General features: G+C 65.4%; 23 protein-coding genes. 8 read left to right on the top strand and 15 right to left on the bottom strand.

All coding sequences use genetic code 11. From position 1 onward, the window contains the following. Nucleotides 1-64 precede the first annotated feature (64 nt). Both acs and LX81_RS01160 read left to right on the top strand, forming a co-directional pair. Nucleotides 65-2023: an acetate--CoA ligase gene (gene acs / locus LX81_RS01165; RefSeq protein WP_111535445.1), complete on the top strand. Its 1959-nt coding sequence runs from the start codon at nt 65-67 to the stop codon at nt 2021-2023. A 39-nt stretch (nt 2024-2062) separates the two neighbouring features. After that, nucleotides 2063-2404: a hypothetical protein gene (locus tag LX81_RS01160; RefSeq protein WP_111535444.1), complete on the top strand. Its 342-nt coding sequence runs from the start codon at nt 2063-2065 to the stop codon at nt 2402-2404. Nucleotides 2405-2410: 6 nt separating this feature from the next. Here LX81_RS01160 and LX81_RS01155 read toward each other — a convergent pair whose 3' ends face one another. Both LX81_RS01155 and LX81_RS22040 read right to left on the bottom strand, forming a co-directional pair. Beyond that, on the bottom strand, nt 2411-3259 hold the full coding sequence (locus tag LX81_RS01155) for an urea carboxylase-associated family protein (RefSeq protein ID WP_111535443.1): 849 nt from the start codon (nt 3257-3259) through the stop codon (nt 2411-2413). Beyond that, nucleotides 3240-3407, bottom strand: a complete 168-nt coding sequence (locus tag LX81_RS22040; RefSeq protein WP_170133806.1) for a hypothetical protein — start codon at nt 3405-3407, stop codon at nt 3240-3242. The genes LX81_RS01155 and LX81_RS22040 overlap by 20 nt, the downstream gene beginning before the upstream one ends. A gap of 521 nt (nt 3408-3928) precedes the next feature. On the opposite strand from LX81_RS22040, the gene LX81_RS01145 reads away from it, so the two are divergent. Genes LX81_RS01145 through aat form a run of 3 tightly spaced genes read left to right on the top strand, consistent with a single transcriptional unit; the run spans nt 3929 to nt 6438 of the window. Next, on the top strand, nt 3929-4411 hold the full coding sequence (locus LX81_RS01145; RefSeq protein WP_111535441.1) for an acetyl-CoA carboxylase biotin carboxyl carrier protein: 483 nt from the start codon (nt 3929-3931) through the stop codon (nt 4409-4411). Between the two features lie 8 nt (nt 4412-4419). After that, nucleotides 4420-5766 (top strand): acetyl-CoA carboxylase biotin carboxylase subunit, encoded by a 1347-nt coding sequence (accC, locus tag LX81_RS01140; protein ID WP_111535440.1) that lies wholly within the window; start codon nt 4420-4422, stop codon nt 5764-5766. Nucleotides 5767-5790: 24 nt separating this feature from the next. Beyond that, entirely contained in the window at nt 5791-6438 is a 648-nt protein-coding gene (aat, locus tag LX81_RS01135; RefSeq protein ID WP_111535439.1) for a leucyl/phenylalanyl-tRNA--protein transferase, read from the top strand. Here aat and LX81_RS01130 read toward each other — a convergent pair. The 8 genes from LX81_RS01130 to glpD all read right to left on the bottom strand — a co-directional run bounded on the left by LX81_RS01130 (nt 6405) and on the right by glpD (nt 13644). Further along, the gene (locus LX81_RS01130) at nt 6405-6782 is read right to left on the bottom strand and encodes a DUF2155 domain-containing protein (RefSeq protein WP_170133799.1); all 378 of its coding nucleotides are present in this window, start codon (nt 6780-6782) and stop codon (nt 6405-6407) included. The genes aat and LX81_RS01130 overlap by 34 nt on opposite strands. Beyond that, nucleotides 6767-7150, bottom strand: coding sequence for an NADH:ubiquinone oxidoreductase subunit NDUFA12 (locus tag LX81_RS01125; RefSeq protein WP_111535437.1), 384 nt, complete (start codon nt 7148-7150; stop codon nt 6767-6769). Before LX81_RS01125 ends, LX81_RS01130 begins: the two co-directional genes overlap by 16 nt. Nucleotides 7151-7217: 67 nt before the next feature. Beyond that, nucleotides 7218-7604 (bottom strand): RidA family protein, encoded by a 387-nt coding sequence (locus LX81_RS01120; RefSeq protein ID WP_211322689.1) that lies wholly within the window; start codon nt 7602-7604, stop codon nt 7218-7220. Nucleotides 7605-7679: 75 nt separating this feature from the next. After that, nucleotides 7680-8939, bottom strand: coding sequence for an ATP-dependent Clp protease ATP-binding subunit ClpX (gene clpX, locus LX81_RS01115; RefSeq protein ID WP_111535435.1), 1260 nt, complete (start codon nt 8937-8939; stop codon nt 7680-7682). Between the two features lie 147 nt (nt 8940-9086). Then, complete coding sequence (locus LX81_RS01110; protein WP_111535434.1) at nt 9087-9710, bottom strand: ATP-dependent Clp protease proteolytic subunit; 624 nt, start codon at nt 9708-9710, stop codon at nt 9087-9089. Between the two features lie 236 nt (nt 9711-9946). Further along, entirely contained in the window at nt 9947-11434 is a 1488-nt protein-coding gene (gene glpK / locus LX81_RS01105; protein ID WP_111535433.1) for a glycerol kinase GlpK, read from the bottom strand. Nucleotides 11435-11524: 90 nt separating this feature from the next. Continuing rightward, a complete protein-coding gene (locus tag LX81_RS01100; RefSeq protein WP_111535432.1) occupies nt 11525-12022 on the bottom strand; it encodes a hypothetical protein in 498 nt (165 codons plus the stop codon). Next, nucleotides 12019-13644, bottom strand: coding sequence for a glycerol-3-phosphate dehydrogenase (gene glpD, locus LX81_RS01095; RefSeq protein WP_111535431.1), 1626 nt, complete (start codon nt 13642-13644; stop codon nt 12019-12021). The genes LX81_RS01100 and glpD overlap by 4 nt, the downstream gene beginning before the upstream one ends. 132 nt (nt 13645-13776) lie before the next feature. Between glpD and LX81_RS01090 the strand changes: the two genes are divergently transcribed. Continuing rightward, nucleotides 13777-14967: an MFS transporter gene (locus LX81_RS01090; RefSeq protein WP_111535430.1), complete on the top strand. Its 1191-nt coding sequence runs from the start codon at nt 13777-13779 to the stop codon at nt 14965-14967. Between the two features lie 74 nt (nt 14968-15041). Beyond that, nucleotides 15042-15389, top strand: a complete 348-nt coding sequence (locus LX81_RS01085; protein ID WP_111535429.1) for a hypothetical protein — start codon at nt 15042-15044, stop codon at nt 15387-15389. Nucleotides 15390-15419: 30 nt separating this feature from the next. On the opposite strand, the gene LX81_RS01080 is transcribed toward LX81_RS01085, so the two are convergent. The 3 genes from LX81_RS01080 to trmB all read right to left on the bottom strand — a co-directional run bounded on the left by LX81_RS01080 (nt 15420) and on the right by trmB (nt 19297). Next, a complete protein-coding gene (locus LX81_RS01080; RefSeq protein WP_111535428.1) occupies nt 15420-16862 on the bottom strand; it encodes an NAD(P)(+) transhydrogenase (Re/Si-specific) subunit beta in 1443 nt (480 codons plus the stop codon). Nucleotides 16863-16875: 13 nt separating this feature from the next. Next, the gene (locus LX81_RS01075) at nt 16876-18447 is read right to left on the bottom strand and encodes a Re/Si-specific NAD(P)(+) transhydrogenase subunit alpha (RefSeq protein WP_111535427.1); all 1572 of its coding nucleotides are present in this window, start codon (nt 18445-18447) and stop codon (nt 16876-16878) included. A gap of 148 nt (nt 18448-18595) precedes the next feature. After that, on the bottom strand, nt 18596-19297 hold the full coding sequence (gene trmB, locus LX81_RS01070; RefSeq protein ID WP_111535426.1) for a tRNA (guanine(46)-N(7))-methyltransferase TrmB: 702 nt from the start codon (nt 19295-19297) through the stop codon (nt 18596-18598). A 66-nt stretch (nt 19298-19363) separates the two neighbouring features. Here trmB and LX81_RS01065 point away from each other — a divergent pair, with 66 nt between their 5' ends. Continuing rightward, nucleotides 19364-19921 (top strand): peroxiredoxin, encoded by a 558-nt coding sequence (locus tag LX81_RS01065; protein ID WP_111535425.1) that lies wholly within the window; start codon nt 19364-19366, stop codon nt 19919-19921. Here LX81_RS01065 and queF read toward each other — a convergent pair. Then, nucleotides 19918-20382, bottom strand: coding sequence for a preQ(1) synthase (gene queF / locus LX81_RS01060; RefSeq protein WP_111535424.1), 465 nt, complete (start codon nt 20380-20382; stop codon nt 19918-19920). The genes LX81_RS01065 and queF overlap by 4 nt on opposite strands. Further along, on the bottom strand, nt 20383-21564 hold the full coding sequence (metK, locus tag LX81_RS01055; RefSeq protein ID WP_111535423.1) for a methionine adenosyltransferase: 1182 nt from the start codon (nt 21562-21564) through the stop codon (nt 20383-20385). Nucleotides 21565-21567 lie beyond the last annotated feature (3 nt).

The raw sequence follows: 21567 nt of genomic DNA, 5'->3' as shown, positions 1-21567 counted from the left end.
AGGGATCGGGGAGGACCCGGACCGCGGGCAGCATCGCCGCGAGACGAGGAGTGGAGGAAACGGAATGTCGGAACACAAAGTCGAGACGCATCCGCCGTCGGATGAGTTTGCACGCAACGCGCATGCGGACCACGCGACATACGAGAAGATGTATGCGGATTCGATCGCCGACCCGGACGCGTTCTGGGGCGAGCACGGCAAACGTGTCGATTGGATCAAGCCCTTCAGCAAGGTGAAGAACACCGATTTCACCTATGGCCAGGTCGACATCAAATGGTTCGAGGACGGTACGCTCAACGTAGCCTCGAACTGCATCGACCGGCATCTGAAGGATCGCGCCGACCAGACAGCCATCATCTGGGTGCCGGACGAGGATGACGGGTCGGACCAGCATATCAGCTACCAGCAGCTCCATGCCCATGTCTGCAATTTCGCCAACGTCCTGAAGAAGATGGGCGTCGGGCGCGGCGACCGGGTGGTGATCTACCTGCCGATGATCCCGCAGGCGGCCTATGCCATGCTCGCCTGCGCGCGGATCGGTGCCATCCATTCCGTGGTCTTCGCGGGTTTCTCTCCCGACGCTTTGTCGCAGCGCGTCAACGGATCGAAGGCGAAGGTCGTGATCACCGCCGATGGCGGACCGCGCGGCGGCAAGGTCACGGACCTCAAGGGCAATACCGACCGCGCGATGGAGAAGGTCGAGCACGACGCCAAGGTCCTCGTGGTCAAGCGCGTGGGCGACGGCGTGCGGAACTGGGTCGAGGGTCGCGACCACTGGCTCCACGAGATGGAGGACGGGATCGGCGACACTTGCGAGCCGGAAGAGATGGGGGCGGAGGACCCGCTGTTCATCCTCTACACCTCCGGCTCCACCGGACAGCCGAAGGGCGTCGTCCATACGACGGGAGGCTATCTCGTCTATGCCTCGATGACGCACCAATACACGTTCGATTACCACGACGGCGACGTCTACTGGTGCACCGCAGATGTGGGCTGGGTCACGGGGCACAGCTACATCGTCTACGGTCCGCTCGCGAACGGCGCGACCACGGTGATGTTCGAGGGGGTTCCGACCTATCCCGATGCGGGACGGTGCTGGAAGATCGTGGAAGACCACAAGGTCGCGCAGTTCTATACCGCGCCCACCGGCATCCGCGCCCTGATGGGCAAGGGCAACGAGTTCGTTGAGAAGCACGACCTGTCGTCGCTCAAGGTGCTGGGCACCGTGGGCGAGCCCATCAATCCGGAGGCCTGGAACTGGTACAATCGTATCGTCGGGCGGGGGAAGACGCCGATCGTCGATACGTGGTGGCAGACGGAGACGGGTGGCCACATGCTGACCCCCCTGCCCGGCGCCACGACGACAAAACCCGGATCGGCCACCAAGCCGTTCTTCGGCGTGAAGCCCGTCGTGCTCGAGCCCGAATCCGGAGAGGTGCTCGAGGGCGGCGATGTGGAAGGCGTCCTCGCCATCGCCGATAGCTGGCCGGGGCAGATGCGGACGGTCTACGGGGACCACGAGCGGTTCATGAATACCTACTTCCAGCAGTACAAGGGCTTCTACTTTACCGAGGACGGCTGCACCCGCGATGCGGACGGAGATTACTGGATCACCGGCCGGGTGGACGACGTGATCAACGTCTCCGGCCACCGCATGGGCACGGCGGAGGTCGAGTCGGCCCTTGTCGCGCATGACGCGGTGTCGGAAGCGGCCGTGGTGGGCGTGCCGCACGAGGTGAAGGGACAGGGCATCTACTGCTATGTCTCCCTCATGGCCGGGCACGAGCCATCCGAGGAGCTGAAGCAGGAACTCGTCGGCTGGGTCCGCAACGAGATCGGGCCGATCGCGAAGCCGGACTTCATCCAGTGGGCGCCGGGCCTGCCGAAGACCCGCTCGGGCAAGATCATGCGCCGCATTCTCAGGAAGGTCGCCGCGAACGAGCACGATCAGCTTGGCGATACCTCCACGCTCGCGGAGCCGGAAGTGGTCGACGACCTAATCGAGAACCGCCTCAACAAGTGACGGCGGGCGGCCCGTCCCATCGGGCGGGCCGCGCCACGGATGCCCCGAAAAGATTATCCCGAGACGCCGGACGGACGCTACTTCGTGGCGAAGGGCCGTTTGTGGCGCAAGACGGATCCGCGCCTCGGCGAGAGCGAACGGCGCGCGGCGGTCAAGGATTTGATGCAGGCGCGGCGAGCTGTCGGGACGGCCGAAACAGACGCCGCGCGACAAGAGGCCCGCCAAGCCGTGGACGCGGCCAAGCGGCGCCTCGGCGAACGCGGTCCCGTCTGGTGGGAAGACGGCGCGCCGGACGAAACCCGCCGCGCACCGTGGAACACCCGCTATGCGGGTTGGTGGGGCGCGCTCGACACCTCAGTGAAAGACCGGGGAAATTCCTGACGGCGATCAGCGTCCGTGACTACGGTCATAGGGAACGGGCGTGGGTTCCGGCCAGTCGATCGCGGGCTCCGGAGCCAGCACCTCCATCCGCAGCGGATGGCAGGGGGCCGCATCGCTCGAATGCTCCGTACTGCAATCGCCACCAGGGCAGGTGCTGAGAACCGCGAGTAGGTCGATCTCCGCCAGAAGATCGAGATGGTCGCCCGCCCGCGCCGGCGACGCCTTCATGAAGTAGCTGCCGTCGGTGCGCGAGAAGCCGGTGCACATGAAGACGTTCAGGACGTCGTGGACATGCATCTCGGCCTCGCGGAGCGGCAATCCCGTTGCATCGGCGAGCGCCCGCGTCAGGTTCGAGTGGCAGCACCGGTGGTAATCCGTCCCGCCGAGCAACCGCCCGGTATAGGGGTCGCAGCGGGTACCGATGACGTCGTGCACCGCACCTCCATCGGCGTCGATCCCGTACCAGCCAAGCGTATCGGCCACGATCAGCGCCATCGGCCGGAGATACGGAAACCCCGACCAGAGGCGGTCGCCGACATCCAGATGACTGCCATGGAGCGCCCGCGTCTTGCCGCTGTAGAAGTGTTCGGCAAGATCGTCCCGCGCGAAAAGATTGAGGTCCCCCACCTGCGATCCTTCCGTGCAGGAAATGCGCAGGATGTGACCGCGCGGGACCTCGATCGCGCGCCCGTCCCGGGGCGGGACCGTCACCGCCGCGACGGGTCGCAGCGTTTCGAGAGCGCGGCCCAGATCGTTCCAATCGACTTGCGGCAGGGCCGATACGGGATAGCAGCGAACCGGTGAAACGGCCCGGCGCGCCGCCGCGTCGTCCGGTTCAGGTATCGCAGACGACATTGCCGAACACGTCGCGCAGCGGGGGCCCGGTCGGCACTTCCGCATCCTCGATCGCGATACCGTAGCAGCCGTTCGGGTCCCGAATCAGGAAGGCCGGATCGATCCCCTCGGGCAGCGCCGCCAAGGCGGCGGGCGACACATCGTTCATGCCGTCGTCCGAGCGGGATACGTACGGAATGCACCCGGAGAGCCCGACGCCGACCGCGAGAAGAAACAAAGACCTGAGAAACAACGTATTCTCCCCGTTCCGCATCAAGAAATTCGCCTTGGCGTTGAGACCCGGCGCGATCCGGGGACGCTGGCAAAGCCCCTCGGCATAGTCAAGCTGCAAGGTTCCCGCCGCATCGCGGGCATTGACGCTCTGGCCGGACCAGCGACGGCGGAACTCTGGACGACGACCATTTCGATGATCGACGCGGCTGCCTTTGCCAGTGCGCTTCCCCCGCCACGGTAGAAACGCCGCGCGACATTCGGGTCTCACGCTGATGAACGGATCGGGACCCGGAAAAGGCAGACGTATTTCCGCGATGACGGACCAAATCGCGCGGCTCCGCCCATTCCTCGTGCCCTTGACGCTGCTTGCTTTTCACTTTGACATCGCTGGCCTATATACGGCCATCGAAAGGCTCTCCGCGACCGGAGACGCCCGGCACGAGTGACGAGGACGGCATGAGCGACAACCCGCATGAAAGCGACGTGGCCTTCATACAGGCCTTGGCGGAGCTTCTGCGAGAGAACGATCTGACGGAATTGCGGGTCAAGCGCGAATACGGCGAAGCCGACAGCCTCGATGTCCGGGTGAGCCGGGGCGGCCCCGTTGCCGCACCGATGCCCGTCTACGCGCGTCCCGCCCACGAGGAAGACGAGGTTCGGCCCGCGGCACCTTCGGTCGAGAGCCTCGACGATCCCTCCCGCCATCCCGGTGCCGTGACCTCGCCCATGGTGGGAACGGCCTATCTTTCGCCCGAACCCGGGGCCATGGCGTTCGTGAAGCCCGGTGACGAGGTTGCCGAAGGCCAGACATTGCTGATCATCGAGGCGATGAAGACGATGAACCATATCCCCTCGCCTCGTGCGGGGCGGGTAAAATCCATCCTCATCGAGGACGGGGCTCCCGTCGAATTCAGCGCGCCGCTGATGATCCTGGAATAGGTCGCGGGATGTTCGACAAGATCCTGGTCGCCAACCGGGGCGAGATCGCCCTCCGCATCATCCGTGCCGCGCGCGAGATGGGGATCGGGACGGTGGCCGTCCATTCGACCGCCGATGCCGATGCGATGCATGTCAGGATGGCCGACGAATCGGTCTGTATCGGGCCACCATCCGCCGCACAGAGCTATCTCAGCTTTCCCGCGATCATCTCCGCCTGCGAGGTAACGGGCGCCCAGGCGATCCATCCGGGATACGGGTTCCTATCGGAGAATTCGAGCTTCGTGCAGATCGTCGAGGATCACGAGATCGTCTTCATCGGCCCCAAGGCCGATCATATCCGCGTCATGGGCGACAAGATCACCGCCAAGGAGACGATGCGGGCGCTGGGCGTGCCCTGCGTTCCCGGCTCCGAAGGGGGCGTCCCCGATCTCGAGGCGGCGCGGGCGAGTGCCGCGGACATCGGCTATCCGGTGATCGTCAAGGCAACGGCAGGCGGCGGCGGGCGTGGAATGAAGCTCGCACGGACGGCGGAAGATCTGGAATCGGCGTTCCAGACCGCTCGGTCGGAGGCCAAGGCCGCCTTCGGCAACGACGAGGTCTATCTGGAGAAGTATCTCGGCACACCGCGTCATATCGAGGTTCAGGTCTTCGGCGACGGACGCGGGCGCGCCGTCCATCTGGGCGAGCGCGACTGCTCGTTGCAGCGGCGCCACCAGAAGGTCCTTGAAGAGGCGCCCGGCCCCACCATCACGCCGGAGGAGCGGGCAGAGATCGGCCGCATCTGTGCCGACGCGGTCGCCCGGATCGACTATATCGGCGCGGGGACGATCGAATTCCTCTACGAGAACGGGCAATTTTACTTCATCGAGATGAACACCCGCCTGCAGGTGGAACATCCGGTGACGGAGGCCGTCTTCGGCGTCGATCTCGTGCGCGAGCAGATCCGCGTTGCGGCGGGCCTGCCGATGGAATTCGAGCAAGCCGATCTCGCGATACGCGGCCACGCGATCGAGGTGAGAATCAACGCGGAGAAGCTGCCGAGCTTTTCCCCCTCGCCGGGACGGATCACGCAATACCACGCGCCCGGCGGACTCGGCGTCCGCATGGACAGCGCGCTTTACGACGGCTACCGGATCCCGCCCTATTACGACAGCCTGATCGGCAAGCTGATCGTGCATGGGCGTGACCGCCCGGAGGCGCTTGCGCGGCTTTCCCGTGCCCTCGGCGAGCTCATCGTCGACGGGGTCGACACGACCGTTCCGCTCTTTCATGCGCTCCTGCAGGAAAGTGCCGTGCAGACCGGGGACTACAACATCCACTGGCTTGAAAACTGGCTCGAGACCAACCTCGCCTGATGTCGGGCGATCGATGAAGTCGGGATGACATCGCAGCCAATTATTGCCCCGGAAACGCTGCTTCTCGCCTATTCGCGGGGGATATTTCCGATGGCGGAGAGCCGGCAGGCCGCCGAGATTTTCTGGGTCGACCCCCGTCATCGCGGCATCCTCCCGATCGACGGGTTCCACGTCTCCCGCTCACTCCGACGCAGGATTCGCACCGCACCCTTCCGCGTGACCTTCGATCGAGCCTTCGCGGCGGTTGTTTCAGGCTGCGCGGATCGCGAGGAAACCTGGATCAACGCGGAAATCGCGGGATTGTATACGCAGCTCCACGAGTGCGGATTTGCCCATTCGATCGAACTTCACGATGCGGACGGTTTGGCGGGCGGCGTCTACGGCGTGGCGATCGGCGCGGCCTTCTTCGGCGAATCGATGTTTTCGCGCCGAAAAGATGCGTCGAAGATCGCCCTCTTCTATCTCGTAGATCGCCTTCGCGAGGGGGGATTCACGCTCTTCGACACTCAGTTCCTGACGCCGCATCTGGCAAGCCTCGGGGCCATCGAGATCCCCCGCCATGCGTATCGCGCCCTGTTGTCGGAGGCTGTCGTCGGTGTCGCGCGGTTCGATGCGCATCGTCCCGTTGACGAGCCCGATCACGTGCTGCAGCGCATGACCCAGAGATCGTAGCGCGGATGCTCGAGCGCGTTGAGCGCAGGTGACGCCGCGATCATCCATCCCGCAAAGGTCGGTTGATCGACGCCTGTCTCGCGGATCACGAGATAGGCGAATGCGTTGCCTGCCGGGTTGTTCTCGGGATAGCGGCATTCACCGAGCGTGACCTGCAGCCGGCCAAGCGCGGTCGTTTCGCCGACCTCCACAGAGAGATCGCGCACGGCTCCCGTCATCTTGTCGAGGCCGCGCAGAACCGCGCCCGGCGCCTCCGCCACACGCGTATCGATCTGCGCCGACGCGGCAGCCGCACAAGTGCAGAGGGCGAACGCCGCGACCTGAAGCTTCACTCGGGCGACCACGCCTCGTAATCCTCGCGCGGCTTCGTATCGACCCTGCGGATCGACCCCGCGGGCGCGTAGGCCGCCTCCGTTCCGGTGAGGTTGGGCAGATGCGGCTTCTCCCATGCCTTCTTCGGGATCGGGCGCTCGGTCGGCGGTTCCTTCCAGGTATGGTGCAGCCAGCCGTGCCATTCGGGACTGACGCGGCTCGCCTCCGCCTCGCCCGAATAGATCACCCAGCGGCGCGACCCATCGGGGTTCTGGTAGAAGACGTTTCCCGCCTCGTCCTGACCCACCTTGGTACCCTTGCGCCAGGTCCAGAGACGGGTGTTCAGCGTCGCGCCGTTCCACCATGTCGCCGCGCTCAGAAGGGTGCGTCCAAAGCCCATCGCAATCTCCGCCAGAAAGTCATTCGCCTTATGACCGAAAGCCCGCCGCTGGTCCAGCGCTCGCGCCTCATCTTGCGTGGTCCGGCAGACGCGCCGTCACCTCGATCTCGATCCTCATCTCGGGCTCCTGCAACGTGGCACAGAACATCGTCGCCGCGGGCCGGATGTCACCGAAGGTTTCCGACGTGACCGGCCAGCAGAGCGGCCAATCCGCGGGATCGGGCAGGATGTAACGCACCCGGACGACGTCGCGAAAGGTCGCGCCCGCCTCCCCGAGCGCGCGCCCTATCGTGGCGAACGCGTTGCGGCATTGCGACACCACATCCTCCGGCATGAGCATGGTGTCGTAATCGTAGCCCGTCGTACCCGCGACGAAGACCCAGCCGTCGCAAATGACGGCACGCGAATACCCGATCCGCTCCTCGAACGGCGATCCGGTGGAGATCCGACGCAGGGTCACGCGCGAAAACGAAAACGCCCCGTCCGATGACCGGACGGGGCGTCAGAGAACAGGCAAAAGTACACCGCCTTAGCCTGCCGAGGCGGTTTCCTTCTTCGCATCCGCATGGATCATGAGCGGCGCGGCGTCGGAGTTCACGGCTTCCTCGTTCACGACCACTTCCTCCACACTGTCCTGTCCGGGCAGGTCGAACATCGTGTTGAGGAGGATATCCTCCATGATCGAGCGCAGGCCGCGCGCCCCGGTCTTCCGCTCGATCGCCCGCTTGGAGATCGCGGAAAGGGCATCCTCGGTAAAGGTGAGCCGCGTATCCTCGAGCTCGAAAAGACGCTGGTACTGCTTGACGAGCGCGTTCTTCGGCTTCGTCAGGATGGTGACCAATGCCTCCTCGTCGAGATCCTCGAGCGTCGCGATCACCGGCAGACGGCCGACGAATTCGGGGATCAGGCCGAACTTGAGCAGATCCTCCGGCTCGAGCTGGCCGAGCATCTCGCCGACGCCACGGCTCTCCGCGTCCTTTACATCCGCACCGAAGCCGATGGCGGAGCCCTTGCCGCGCTGGGAGATGATCTTCTCGAGCCCCGCGAAGGCGCCGCCGCAGATGAAGAGGATATTGGTCGTGTCCACCTGCAGGAATTCCTGCTGCGGATGCTTGCGACCGCCCTGCGGCGGCACACTCGCGACCGTGCCCTCCATGATCTTCAGAAGTGCCTGCTGAACGCCCTCGCCCGAGACGTCGCGGGTGATCGAGGGGTTATCGGATTTCCGCGTGATCTTGTCGACCTCGTCGATATAGACGATGCCGCGCTGCGCCCGCTCCACATTGTACTCGCTGGCCTGCAGGAGTTTCAGGATGATGTTCTCGACATCCTCGCCCACATAGCCCGCCTCCGTCAGAGTGGTGGCGTCGGCCATGGTGAACGGCACGTCGAGGATCCGCGCAAGTGTCTGCGCGAGCAGCGTCTTGCCGCAACCCGTGGGGCCGATCAGCAGGATGTTCGATTTCGCCAGTTCGATGTCGGACTTGCCGGCATGATTGAGCCGCTTGTAGTGGTTGTGCACCGCGACGGACAGCACGCGCTTGGCATGCATCTGCCCGATCACGTAATCGTCGAGAACCTCGCAGATCTCCTTGGGCGTCGGCACGCCATCGGAAGACTTGAGCCCAGCGCTCTTCGTCTCCTCGCGGATGATGTCCATGCAGAGTTCGACGCATTCGTCGCAGATGAACACCGTCGGGCCGGCGATGAGCTTGCGAACCTCATGCTGCGATTTTCCGCAGAAAGAGCAGTAGAGGGTGTTCTTGCTGTCGCTCGAATTGTTCGCCATCGCATTTTCCTCGTGGCCTTCGGCCGGTCTGCTGTGCTGCGCGGCCTGTAAAGCCGCGCCCTTGCCCGCCCCGCTCGATAAGCCTAGGACAGACGATTTTCCGCCGCAATCGCAAAAGCCCCGCAACTCCGGCGGGCCGGGTGCGGCCTATTCGGCGTCGGTCTTGCCGCGGTTCTCCACGATCTCGTCGATCAGGCCCCATTCCTTTGCGTCTTCCGGGGACATGAAGTTGTCACGCTCGAGTGCATCCTCCACCGTCTTGATCGGCTGGCCTGTGTGCTTGACGTAGATCTGGTTGAGGCGGTCCTTGAGCTTCTGCGTCTCCTGCGCATGGATCATGATGTCCGTCGCCTGACCCTGGTAGCCGCCAGAGGGCTGGTGGACCATGACGCGGCTGTTCGGGAGCGAGAAACGCATGCCCGGATGGCCGGCCGCGAGAAGAAGCGAACCCATCGACGCCGCCTGCCCCACGACGAGGGTGGAGACGGGTGGGCGGATGTACTGCATCGTGTCGTAGATCGACAACCCGGACGTCACCACGCCGCCGGGGCTGTTGATGTACATGCTGATCTCTTTCTTGGGGTTCTCCGCCTCAAGATGGAGGAGCTGCGCCACGATCAGCTGCGACATCCCGTCATGCACCGGCCCGGATAGAAAGACGATGCGCTCCTTCAGGAGGCGGGAGAAGATGTCATAGGCCCGTTCGCCCCGGGAGGTCTGCTCGACAACCATAGGGACCAGGTTCATGGAATGCTCAATGGGGTCGTGCATAAGGAACTGCCTCGATTTCTTGTGACGGAAATACCGCCGTAAACATTGACGAAGTCTTAGTCTCGCGTACCCGGAGCCGCAAGGGAGGCGGGTATCCGCCGAACTCCTCACTTGGGGTGAGGCCGCGGCATTTCAACGCGAAAGAGAGCGAACGAGGGACGGGACGGGTCGCCCCTCCGTCACGAAAGGTCCGGATTGGCTAGGATGTGCTTTCGCCTCGGACGACAATCTAGCAGTCAGACTGCCATCGTCGCGTTCACCGCGCGGCCCCATCGCTCGTATTTCTCCGCCCTCAGCGTATCGTCCATCGCCGGCTCGAAAGTCCGTTCGAGACGCCAGCTTTCAGCGAACCCCGCCTGGTCGGGATAGATCCCCGCCCTCATGCCGGCGAGCCAGGCTGCGCCCAAGGCCGTCGTCTCGCGCACTTCCGGGCGATCGACGGAGGCGCCGATAATGTCGGAGAGGAACTGCATCGCCCAGTCGGACGCGCTCATTCCGCCATCGACGCGCAGCGTCTGCGGCTCGCCAAGGTCGTTCCAGTCGGCCCCCATCGCCTCGAGAAGATCGCGCGTCTGGTAGCCGACGCTCTCGAGGGCCGCCTTGGCGAACTCTTCCGGGCCCGATCCACGGGTCAATCCATAGATCGCCCCCCGGCACTCCGCGTTCCAGTAGGGTGCGCCGAGACCGACGAAAGCGGGAACGAGGATCAGATCCTGCCCGTCATCGGCCCGCTCCGCCAGGCCTTGCGTCTCGGAGGCCGAGCGGATGATCTTGAGCCCGTCGCGCAGCCATTGCACAACGGCGCCCGCGATGAAGATCGACCCCTCGAGCGCATAGGTGGGCTTGCCGTCGAACTGGTAGGCCACGGTCGTCAGGAGACGGTTTTGCGACCGCACAGGCTCTGAACCCGTGTTGAGAAGCGCGAAGCAGCCTGTCCCATAGGTCGATTTCAGCATTCCCGGCTTGAAGCAGGCCTGGCCGATCGTCGCTGCCTGCTGGTCGCCCGCGACGCCGAGGATCGGGATCTCGTGGCCGAAGAGATCCTGACGCGTCACGCCGAACTCCGCGGCGCTGTCCTTCACCTCGGGTAGCATCTCCATCGGAATGTCGAGCATCTTGGCGATGGTCGTGGACCAGCCGCCCTTGAAGCTGTCGTAGAGCAGCGTGCGGCAGGCATTCGTCGCGTCGGTCACGTGGCTGCGCCCGCCCGTCATCCGCCAGATGAGGTAGGTGTCGACCGTTCCGAAGAGGAGCTCTCCCTTCCGCGCGCGTTCGCGCGATCCCTCGACATGGTCGAGGATCCATTTGAGCTTCGTGCCGGAGAAGTACGGATCGAGCAGCAAACCGGTCTTCTCGATCACCTGTTTCTCGTAGCCCGCCTCCTTCATCTCGGTGCAGATCTCGGATGTGCGCCGGTCCTGCCAGACGATGGCGTTGTGGATCGGACGGCCGGTTTCCTTCTCCCAGACGACGACGGTCTCGCGCTGGTTGGTGATGCCGATGCCCGCGATGTCGCGCTCCGGAACGCCGGCCTTCTCGATGGCCGACCGGCAGACGGCGGCGGTGGAGGACCAGAGATCGGAGGGATCGTGCTCCACCCAGCCGCTCGCGGGATAGTGCTGAGCGAACTCCTCCTGGGCGGTCGCGACGATCTTCATCTCGCTGTCGAAGAGTATGGCCCGGCTCGACGTGGTGCCCTGATCGATGGCCATGATATGCGTCATACTGTTCCTCCCGTCTGCCGCCCAGAACCTGACAAAGGCGCTCCCCGGTGGCAAGGCGCCGCGTGGAATATGGTCCCGATCCGCTCGCCGTCAGGACGCAAGCGTCGTGCAGGCGTTCTTCGCCTCCTCCTCGACCCGCCCCATCAGGACGCCCTCGATCACGGGAGAGGCCGCGTCGAAGGCCCAGCTCATCTCCCCCTCGGCCTCGCCGAGATCGACCGTCACCTCCTTGATCTCGCACGTGGAAAGTACCGCCTCGAGCGATGCAGAGATGTCGAAGGACAGATCACCCGACGTCCCCTCGCCCGCACCGCGACAGGTGAGCCGCCCCGAGACGTCGAAGCTCACGCCGTCGCCCCTGAGCCGCAGGTCGGAGCGCTCGATCTGCACCTCGCGCACCCGGTTCACGCCGAGCGAGATGCCGAGCACCTCGGTGCCAAGCGGTTCGCAAGGATTGAATTTGGCGATCCGCGCCTCGATCGCCGATTGCGCATCTCCGCCCGCCGGCGCGTCAGGGACCGTCCCGTCCTGCGCCACGGCCGCGAACGGGACGAGGGCGAGAACGAAACCGGCGGGCAGGTGCCTCATTCGGCGGCCTGCGCCAGGCCGCGCGTCTCGGCCATGAAGGCGTCGAGCGCGGCGATTTCTTCCTCGCTCATCCGCAAACCCAGCTTGGTGCGCCGCCAGACGACATCCTCCGCGGCCCGCGCGAATTCGTGCTCCATCTGCCAGCGGACCTCGCGCTCGGTGAGCGTCCCCCCGAAGGCCCGGCCCATGTCCTCCGCGCTCTTGGCATCGCCGCACACGGCCTTCGCTTCCGTTCCGTAGGCCCGCACGAGCCGGCGCGCCCAGTAGGGATCGAGGAACGGATAGGCCGCCTCGAGTTCCGTCACCAGGGCATCGACCCCATCGACAGGGAAGTCGCCCCCCGGCAATGCCACGCCCGCCGTCCAGTTCTCCGGCAGGTTCGAAAAGAAGGGCGCGAGTTTCGCCATTGCCTGCTCCGCGAGCTTTCGGTAGGTCGTGATCTTGCCGCCGAAGACGTTGAGGAGCGGCGGATCCATCCCCACGGGCCCGTCCGTCGCCGGCCCCGCATCGAGGCTCAACACGTAGTCGCGCGTGGCCGCGGTCGCCGATTTCGCCCCGTCGTCGTAGAGCGGGCGGACGCCGGAATAGGTCCAGACCACGTCGTCGCGCGTCACCGGGCGCTTGAAGTACTTCGACGCGAAGGCGCAGAGATAATCGGCCTCCTCGTCGGTACATTCCGCGCGTTGCGAGGGATCGTGGCCGTGATCCTTGTCGGTCGTCCCGATCAGCGTGAAGTCGGTCTCGTAGGGGATGGCGAAGACGATGCGCCCGTCCTCCCCCTGGAAGAAATAGCACTTGTCGTGGTCGTAGAGCCGCTTCGTCACGATATGGCTGCCGCGGACGAGCCGCACGCCCTCCGAGGAGTTCATCCGCACGGTGTTGCGAACCACGTCCTCGACCCAGGGACCGCCCGCATTGACGAGCACCTTCGCGTGCAAGACTTCCTGCGCGCCGCTCTCCGTATCCTCGACCGTGACGTCCCAGCGTCCCTCCGCACGCTCGGCGGAGACGACGCGGGTGCGGACCATCACCCGCGCCCCCCTCTGCTCCGCGTCGCGGGCGTTGAGCGCGACGAGGCGGGAATCCTCGACCCAGCAATCGGAATATTCGTAGGCCTTCTTGAAGCGGTCCGAAATCGGCTCCCCCTCGGGGCCCTTCGTCAGGTCGAGCGTTTTCGTGCCGGGGAGATATTTCCGTCCCCCAAGATTGTCGTACATGAAGAGCCCGAGCCGGATCAGCCAAGACGGCCGCCGCCCCTTCATCCAGGGCATCACGCGATTGAGGAGCTTCGAGGTCGGCGTCTCCCCCTCGAAGCGCATGTCGGGGCTGTAGGGCAGGACGAACCGCATCGGCCAGGAAATGTGCGGCATCGCTTCCAGGAGCGTCTCCCGTTCGACGAGGGCCTTCTTCACGAGCCCCACCTCGAAGAACTCCAGATACCTGAGGCCGCCATGGAAGAGCTTCGTCGACGCGCTTGATGTCGCGGAGGCGAGATCGCCCATTTCGGCCAGCGCCACGTTCAGGCCGCGCCCCTGCGCGTCCCGCGCGATGCCGGTCCCGTTGATGCCACCTCCGATCACGAAGATGTCGTATGTCCGCGTCTCGATTGCCGTCTCGTTCATGCCAGCCCCTCCGGGGTTACCCTGTTCGATCCATCCCATGATACATGAGGTCGCAGGGAAGTTTGAGGGGGTCCGGGCGCGGAACTTCGACGCGGGGCGGACATTGCGGTCCGGAACCCTCGGGAGATTCAGATGAGCCAGTCGTCGACGCGGCCCATGTCGGCGGCCTGGATGCCGTTTGCAGCATGTTGTTTCGCATTCTTCGTGGTGATGGCCGGTGCGACCGTCCCGACGCCCCTTTATCCGATCTACAGCGAAACCTATGGTTTTTCGCCGCTGACGATCACCGCGATCTTCTCGATCTACTCCGTGGGCGTCATCGGAACGCTCCTCGGTACCGGTCCCTGGTCGGATCAGATCGGACGCAAACCGATCCTGATCGGCGGGCTCGTGGCGGCCGCTCTCGGCTCGCTGGCCTTTCTCTTTGCGCAGGGATTGCCGCTCCTCCTGGTCGCCCGCTTCCTTCAGGGCGCCTCGGTCGGACTTTACACGGCCGCGGCTACTCTCGCCGTCTCGGAGGCAGCTCCGAACGGCCACGACCGGATCGGCGGGATCGGCGCGACAGCGGCCAATATGGGCGGACTCGGCATGGGTTCGATCCTCGGGGGGCTCATCCTCCATATCCTGCCCGATCCGCTGCGCAGCCCCTACCTCGTCCATCTCGCTCTCGTGGCGGCCGCGTGCGTTCTTCTCTACGCGATCCCTGAGCCCGGGGAGCGCAAGGCGGAGCCGAAGCTGCACGCGCAGGGCCTGTCGGTGCCGCCCGAGGTGCGCGCGATCTTCGTGCCCGCCGCCATCTCGGCCTTTTCGAGCTTCATGATCTGCGGCTTCATGGGCGCCATCACGCCTGCCTTCCTTGGAAAGGTACTGGGCTACGAGGGGTGGCACCTTCTGATCGGAACGATCGCGGGGCTCATCTTCCTCGCCTCGATCGGCGGTCAGATCGCGGAGGAGACGTTGCCCGAGGCGAAGGTCCTGCCCATCGGGATGGGGATCCTCACCATCGGCATCGTGGCCATCACGGTCGGGATCGCGGTGCAGTCCCTCGGCCTGTTCGTCGCCTCCATCGCTCTCACGGGAATCGGCCACGGCATCGCGTTCCGCGGCGGTCTTTCCGCCCTGTCCGAGCAGGCACCCGCGGAGGACAAGGCGGCGGTGACGGCCACCTATTTCACCGTGGCCTATGTCGCGATCTCGATCCCCGTCTTAGTCGTGGGCGCCTTGCAAGGTCCCTTGGGTCTGCCCATGACCGCGACGGGCTACGGGATCGTCTCCGCGATCCTCAGCGCCGTCTCCTTCGTGCTCATTCTTCGCCGGCAATAGGGCCGCGGGATCGGATTGGCCCCCGCTCTCGTGTCATGCTAGACGGACGGTGACCAAATCATCCGGAGAGAGAGATGACGAGAGCATTGCTGGCCGCCCTCATTCTCGCTGGCTGCTCGCCGGCCGTGACGGAGACGACCCGCTCCGGTTTGCCGGAAGGCTTCGTCGGCACGCCGCTCGAATGGGATCATGCGAGCGGTGCCGGCGGGTCCGTGATCCATTTCGCGGACGGAACCATGACCTACGATCTGCGCGGAGAGACGCGGACGGCACGGTGGTCCTACTCCGAGGACGGGATGTACTGCATGAATGCGGGTGAGCCCGACGCCGATTGCTTCACCCTGATCGCCGTGCCGGGGGGCTTTGCCTCCGACGACGGCATCTTCGAGTACCGCCCGTCCACGGACACCGCGATCTACTGATTGCGGGCCGTTGGCCGTCGAGCCGGACCGTCAGAGCTTCTGAAGAAGCGCGCTCACCGACTGCTTCGCATCGCCATAGAGCATCCGCGTGTTCTCCTTGAAGAACAGCGGGTTCTCGATGCCGGAATAGCCGGTCCCCTGCCCGCGCTTCGAAACGAAGACCTGCTTGGCTTCCCAGACATGCAGGACCGGCATCCCGGCGATGGGGGAGTTCGGATCGTCGTTGGCCGCCGGGTTCACGATGTCGTTCGACCCGATGACGATGACCACGTCCGTCGAGGGGAAATCCTCGTTGATCTCGTCCATTTCGAGAACGATGTCGTAGGGGACCTTGGCCTCCGCGAGGAGCACGTTCATGTGCCCCGGCAGTCGCCCGGCAACGGGATGGATGGCGAAACGCACGGTCTTGCCCTGGTCGCGCAGCTTTTTCGTAAGTTCGCTCACCGCCTGCTGCGCCTGCGCCACCGCCATGCCGTAACCGGGCACGATGATGACGCTGTCGGCCTCCTCGAGGGCGGAAGCGACGCCGTCGATCTGCACCTCGACCATCTCGCCTTCCATCTCCTGCTGCGGGCCGGACGTGCCGCCGAAGCCGCCGAGGATCACGGAGACGAACTTCCGGTTCATCGCCTTGCACATGATGTAGCTCAGGATCGCGCCCGACGAGCCCACGAGAGCGCCCGTCACGATCAGGAGGTCGTTCTGCAGCGTGAAGCCGATCGCTGCCGCAGCCCACCCCGAATACGAGTTCAGCATCGACACGACCACGGGCATGTCTGCGCCACCGATCCCCATGATGAGATGCCAGCCGATGAAGCCCGCGATGATCGCGACGAGCAGGATCGTCCAGATCCCCGCCCCGTTGAAGTAGAGAAGCCCGAGGATCAGGCAGAGTACCAGCGCGCCGAGGTTCAGCATGTGCCCCCCCGGCAGTTTCGCGGGCTTGCCGTCCACGCGGCCGGCGAGCTTGCCGAAGGCGATAACGGAGCCGGTGAAGGTCACCGCGCCGATGAAGATGCCGAGGAAGACCTCCACCTTCAGGATACCGACCTCGACCGCGTCCTTGGCCCAGAGGAGCTCCCCGAACCCGGTCAGGTCCGCCGCGTCGAGCGAGATGCCGCTATCGCGGAGTGCCATCACGTCCTGCAGCATGATCTCCGCGTTGAGCCCGATGAAGACGGCGGCGAGGCCCACGAAGGAATGGAGCGCCGCGACGAGCTGCGGCATCTCCGTCATCTGCACCTTTCCCGCGACGTACCAGCCCGCGAAGCCGCCGGCGGCAACGGCCACGACGATCAGGAAGAGGTTCTGCACGCCCGGGCCGAAGATGGTGGCCAGCACGGCGAGCGCCATCCCGACGATGCCGTACCAGATCGCGCGCTTGGCGCTTTCCTGACCCTTCAGGCCGCCAAGCGAGAGGATGAAGAGGATCGCGGCGATGATGTAGGCCGCGGATTGAAGTCCGATTGACATGGAACCGCCCCCTTCAGGATTTCTGGAACATCGAGAGCATCCGACGGGTCACGAGGAACCCGCCCACGATGTTGATCGATGCGATGAGGACGGAGACGAAACTCAGGAACACCACGATCCAGCTCGACGCCCCGATCTGCAGGAGCGCGCCCAGGATGATGATGCCCGAGATCGCGTTCGTCACGGCCATGAGCGGCGTGTGCAGCGAATGCGCCACGCCCCAGATCACCTGGAAGCCCACGAAGCACGCGAGCGCGAAGACGATGAAGTGACTCATGAAGCTCTCGGGCGCATAGGCCCCCACGAGGAGGAGGACCACCGCACCCGCGACGAGCACGCCCACCTGGAATTGCGTGTCCTTCTTGAAGGCCTCGACTTCCTGCGCGCGCTTTTCTTCGGGCGTGAGTTCCTTCTTCTTCTCGCGTTTCTGCGGGGCGGCCTGCGCCTTGGTCTTGGGCTTCGGCGGTGGCCAGGTCACCTCCTTGCCATGCGTGATCGTCGCCCCGCGGATCACGTCGTCCTCCATGTCGTGGACGATCTTGCCGTCCTTCTCTGGCGTGAGGTCGGCCATCATGTGGCGCACGTTCGTCGCGTAGAGCGTTGAGGCCTGCGTGGCCATGCGCGACGGGAAGTCGGTGTAGCCGATGATCGTCACGCCGTTATCGGTGACGAACTTCTCGTCCTTGCGCGTCATCTTGCAATTGCCGCCCCGCTCCGCGGCGAGATCGACGATGACGGAGCCGGGCTTCATGGCCTTGACCATCTCCTCGGTCCAGAGCTCCGGCGCCTCCTGGTTGGGGATCAGGGCGGTCGTGATGACGATGTCGACATCGGGCGCCTGCTCCTTGAAGAGGGCGAGCTGCTTTTCGCGGAACTCCGGGGAGGAAGGCTTGGCATAGCCGCCCTCGCCCGACCCGGCATCGCTGTCGTCGAAATCGAGGAACAGGAATTCCGCGCCCATCGACTCGATCTGCTCCGACGTCTCCGGCCGCACGTCGAAGGCGCGCACGATGGCACCCATGCTCGTCGCCGTGCCGATCGCGGCGAGACCCGCGACGCCCGCGCCCACGACGAGGATCTTTGCGGGCGGCACCTTGCCGGCCGCTGTGATCTGGCCCGTGAGGAAGCGGCCGAAATTGTTGGCGGCCTCCACCACGGCGCGGTAGCCCGCGATATTGGCCATCGACGACAGCGCGTCCATCTTTTGCGCGCGCGAGATGCGCGGCACCATGTCCATTGCGATGAGCGTTGCGCCCCGTTCCGCCGCGCGCTTCATCAGCGCCTCGTTCTCCGACGGGTAGAAGAACGAGATCAGCGTCTGCCCCTCGCGGAGCATATCCACTTCCGCCTCCGATGGCGGACGGACTTTGGCGATCACGTCGGCCGCCTCGAAGACGGCCTGTGCATTGTCGAGGACGTCTACCCCTGCGTCGCGGTAGGCCTCGTCCGTGAAATCGGCCTTGCCGCCCGCACCGGCCTCGATCACGCAGTCATGGCCGAGCTTCTGCAACTGCTCCGCGGAGGCGGGCGTCAGAGCGACCCGCGCCTCCCCCTCCGACGTCTCGCCGATCACTCCGAACTTCATTGCGGGTCCCCCTGTCGCTTGCGCCGTTCCGGCCATCGCTCCGCCAAAGTGCTACAAGGCGAAAGAATGTTTCGCAAGGCTGCCACCAAGTGACGCGATCGGTCCCCCTTCGGCTGCCGGCTCCGTCATCTCCCTGCGAGTCGCGGCGTCACGCCCGGCGGTGGAAGGTCAGGTAATGCGGCTTCCGGCCCTCCCGCAGCGCCTTCTGCTCGTAGCGCGTGGATAACCAGTCGTCCCACGGCGCGTGCAGATCGGCCTCGATGCGGTCGAACCCTTGCCGCGGCACCTCCTCGAGGGTCTGACGCACGTAATCCGGAATGTCCGTCGCCACGCGGAAGAGCCCGCCCGGCCGCATCACGCGTGCGAGCGGCGCCAGATGGTCCTCCGTTACGAAGCGGCGGCGATGATGCCGCGCCTTGGGCCAGGGATCGGGATAGAGCAGGAAGGCCCTCGCGATCGTTGCGCCGGGCAAGACGTCGAAGAGGTCGCGGACATCGCCTGGATGGACGCGCAGGTTCGTAGCGCCCGCCTCCCGGATCTTGCCCAGAAGCATCGCGACCCCGTTGATGTAGGGTTCCGCGCCGATGATCCCCACATCGGGGTTCGTCACGGCCTGGTGGACGAGATGCTCGCCCCCGCCGAAACCGATCTCGAGCCACACGTCCCGCTCCCCGAAGAGCGCGGCGGGGTCGATCGGCCGCCGCTCCGGGTTCGCCTCCCACTCGACCGGCCCGGGCGAGAGCGCGTCGAGATCCTGTGCGAGGTACCGCTCCTGACTGTCGCGCAGCGTATGGCCCTTGCGGCGGCCGTAGAAGTTGCGCCAGGGCGCCTGGGGGTGTTTCTTCTCCATGGGGCGGGCTTTAGGCAAAGGCCGGCGCCCCTGCAACGATCCCGAGAGCCATGAAGCGGAGACGATATGAACGAGGTCGACTGGACCACCCTGCCCGCGCCCGACGATGACGGCGCGGCGGATCACCTCGAGGGGCTGGCGCTCGCCGATCTGCCGCTGCCCTCGACGGACGGCGCCGATGTGCGGCTGGCCGTGGAGCCGGGCATCACGATCCTCTTCGCCTATCCGATGACGAGCCAGCCCGGCACCGACCTCCCCGAGGGCTGGGACGCGATCCCTGGCGCGCGCGGCTGCACGCCGCAGACCTGCGCCTATCGCGACCGAATGTCGGACCTGCAGGCAGCGGGCGCGGCGCGGGTTTATGGCCTCTCCACCCAATCAACGGCCTGGCAGCTCGAGGCGAAGGAGCGGCTGGGGCTGCCCTATCCACTCCTGTCGGACGCGCATCTCCACCTTGCGGAGGCGATGAGCCTGCCCGTGATGGAGGTGGCGGGAGAGACGCTTCTCCGGCGGCTGACGATGATCGTGGAGGACGGGATGATCCGCCGCGTCCACTACCCGGTCTTCCCGCCCGACGCCGATGCGGGCCGCGTCGTCGACTGGCTCCGCGCGCGGGAGGGCTAGCCGCGGCCGCGATAGGGCGGAACGCCCTGGTCGGGGATCCAGACCCCCTCCGGGGCGGCGCCGGTCTGCCAGAAGACGTCGATCGGAATGCCGCCGCGTGGATACCAGTAACCGCCGATCCGAAGCCAGCGGGGCGTCAGCAGATCGACGAGCCGCGACGCCACGGTAAGCGTGCAATCCTCGTGGAACGAGCCATGATTGCGAAAGCTCGTAAGGAAGAGTTTCAGTGACTTGGACTCCACGAGCCAGTCGCCGGGCACGTAGTCGATCACGAGATGCGCGAAATCGGGCTGACCCGTCATCGGGCAGAGGGAGGTGAATTCCGGCGCCGTGAAACGCACGACGTAGGCCTTCTCCCCGTGCGGCGCGGGCACCCGTTCCAGCACCGCCTCCTCCGGAGAGGCGGGCTGTCCCGTCGGGGTGCCGAGCTGCGTCAGGCCCCGCGTGTCGGTGCCCGCCACTCAGATCTCCGCGCGGATCGCGTCGGCGAGGTCCCTGCGTTCCCAGGAAAAGCCCCCGTCCTCGTCGGGCGCGCGACCGAAATGGCCGTAGGCGGCCGTTCGCTCGAAGATCGGGCGGTTGAGGCTCAGATGCTTGCGAATGCCAGTGGGGCTCAGATCCATGACCTTCGGAATGGCCGCCTCGATCTCGTGCTCCGGCACCTCTCCGGTATTGTAGGTGTCGACATAGATCGAAAGGGGCTTCGACACACCGATCGCGTAGGAAAGCTGGATGGAGCAGCGCTTGGCGATTCCGGCGGCCACGACGTTCTTGGCGAGGTAGCGCGCGGCATAGGCCGCCGAGCGGTCGACCTTCGTCGGGTCCTTGCCGGAGAACGCGCCGCCCCCATGCGGCGCGGCGCCGCCATAGGTGTCGACGATGATCTTGCGCCCCGTGAGCCCCGCATCCCCGTCAGGTCCGCCGATCACGAAGATGCCGGTGGGGTTCACCCACCATTCCGTCGCTTCCGTGATCCAGCCCTGCGGCAGGACCTCGCGGATATAGGGCTCGACGATGGCGCGGATGTCGTCGGAGGTCTGGTCCTCCCGCTCGTGCTGCGTGGACAGCACGATGGAGGTCACCTCCACGGGCTTGCCGTCCTCGTAACGCAGCGAGATCTGCGACTTGGCGTCGGGCCGGAGCGTCGGTTCCTCCCCGGACTTCCGCGCCTCGGCAAGGCGCTTCAGGATCGCGTGGGCGTAATGGATCGGCGCGGGCATCAGCTCCGGCGTGTCCTCGACCGCATAGCCGAACATGATCCCCTGATCGCCCGCGCCCTCGTCCTTGTCGGCGGAACCGTCGACGCCCTGCGCGATATGGGCCGATTGCGCGTGCAGAAGGTTCGTGATCTCGCAGGTGGCGTGATGGAATTTCTCCTGCTCGTAGCCGATGTCGCGGATGCAGTTGCGCGCGATCGCCTCGACCCGGCCGAGATACTCGTCGAGCTTGGCCTTGTCCGACAGGCCCACCTCGCCTCCGATCACCACGCGGTCGGTCGTGGCGAAGGTCTCGCAGGCGACGCGGGCTTCCGGCTCCTGCGCGAGGAACGCGTCGAGGATCGCATCGGAAATCCGGTCGCAGACCTTGTCCGGGTGGCCCTCGGAAACGGATTCCGAGGTGAAGATGTAGTTCTGCCGTGCCATGTA

It is taken from the genome of Palleronia aestuarii (assembly GCF_003253995.1).
In the GTDB taxonomy this organism is placed as follows: Bacteria; Pseudomonadota; Alphaproteobacteria; order Rhodobacterales; family Rhodobacteraceae; genus Palleronia; species Palleronia aestuarii.
This window is presented reverse-complemented; position numbering and strand designations above follow the sequence as displayed.

Bases quoted from the DNA above. Each gene is read 5' to 3' on its own strand.
- acs (WP_111535445.1), top strand. From the start codon at position 65: ATGTCGGAACACAAAGTCGAGACGCATCCGCCGTCGGATGAGTTTGCA.
- LX81_RS01160 (WP_111535444.1), top strand. From the start codon at position 2,063: ATGCCCCGAAAAGATTATCCCGAGACGCCGGACGGACGCTACTTCGTG.
- LX81_RS01155 (WP_111535443.1), bottom strand. From the start codon at position 3,259: ATGTCGTCTGCGATACCTGAACCGGACGACGCGGCGGCGCGCCGGGCC.
- LX81_RS22040 (WP_170133806.1), bottom strand. From the start codon at position 3,407: ATGAACGATGTGTCGCCCGCCGCCTTGGCGGCGCTGCCCGAGGGGATC.
- LX81_RS01145 (WP_111535441.1), top strand. From the start codon at position 3,929: ATGAGCGACAACCCGCATGAAAGCGACGTGGCCTTCATACAGGCCTTG.
- accC (WP_111535440.1), top strand. From the start codon at position 4,420: ATGTTCGACAAGATCCTGGTCGCCAACCGGGGCGAGATCGCCCTCCGC.
- aat (WP_111535439.1), top strand. From the start codon at position 5,791: ATGACATCGCAGCCAATTATTGCCCCGGAAACGCTGCTTCTCGCCTAT.
- LX81_RS01125 (WP_111535437.1), bottom strand. From the start codon at position 7,150: ATGGGCTTTGGACGCACCCTTCTGAGCGCGGCGACATGGTGGAACGGC.
- clpX (WP_111535435.1), bottom strand. From the start codon at position 8,939: ATGGCGAACAATTCGAGCGACAGCAAGAACACCCTCTACTGCTCTTTC.
- LX81_RS01110 (WP_111535434.1), bottom strand. From the start codon at position 9,710: ATGCACGACCCCATTGAGCATTCCATGAACCTGGTCCCTATGGTTGTC.
- glpK (WP_111535433.1), bottom strand. From the start codon at position 11,434: ATGACGCATATCATGGCCATCGATCAGGGCACCACGTCGAGCCGGGCC.
- LX81_RS01100 (WP_111535432.1), bottom strand. From the start codon at position 12,022: ATGAGGCACCTGCCCGCCGGTTTCGTTCTCGCCCTCGTCCCGTTCGCG.
- glpD (WP_111535431.1), bottom strand. From the start codon at position 13,644: ATGAACGAGACGGCAATCGAGACGCGGACATACGACATCTTCGTGATC.
- LX81_RS01090 (WP_111535430.1), top strand. From the start codon at position 13,777: ATGAGCCAGTCGTCGACGCGGCCCATGTCGGCGGCCTGGATGCCGTTT.
- LX81_RS01085 (WP_111535429.1), top strand. From the start codon at position 15,042: ATGACGAGAGCATTGCTGGCCGCCCTCATTCTCGCTGGCTGCTCGCCG.
- LX81_RS01080 (WP_111535428.1), bottom strand. From the start codon at position 16,862: ATGTCAATCGGACTTCAATCCGCGGCCTACATCATCGCCGCGATCCTC.
- LX81_RS01075 (WP_111535427.1), bottom strand. From the start codon at position 18,447: ATGAAGTTCGGAGTGATCGGCGAGACGTCGGAGGGGGAGGCGCGGGTC.
- trmB (WP_111535426.1), bottom strand. From the start codon at position 19,297: ATGGAGAAGAAACACCCCCAGGCGCCCTGGCGCAACTTCTACGGCCGC.
- LX81_RS01065 (WP_111535425.1), top strand. From the start codon at position 19,364: ATGAACGAGGTCGACTGGACCACCCTGCCCGCGCCCGACGATGACGGC.
- metK (WP_111535423.1), bottom strand. From the start codon at position 21,564: ATGGCACGGCAGAACTACATCTTCACCTCGGAATCCGTTTCCGAGGGC.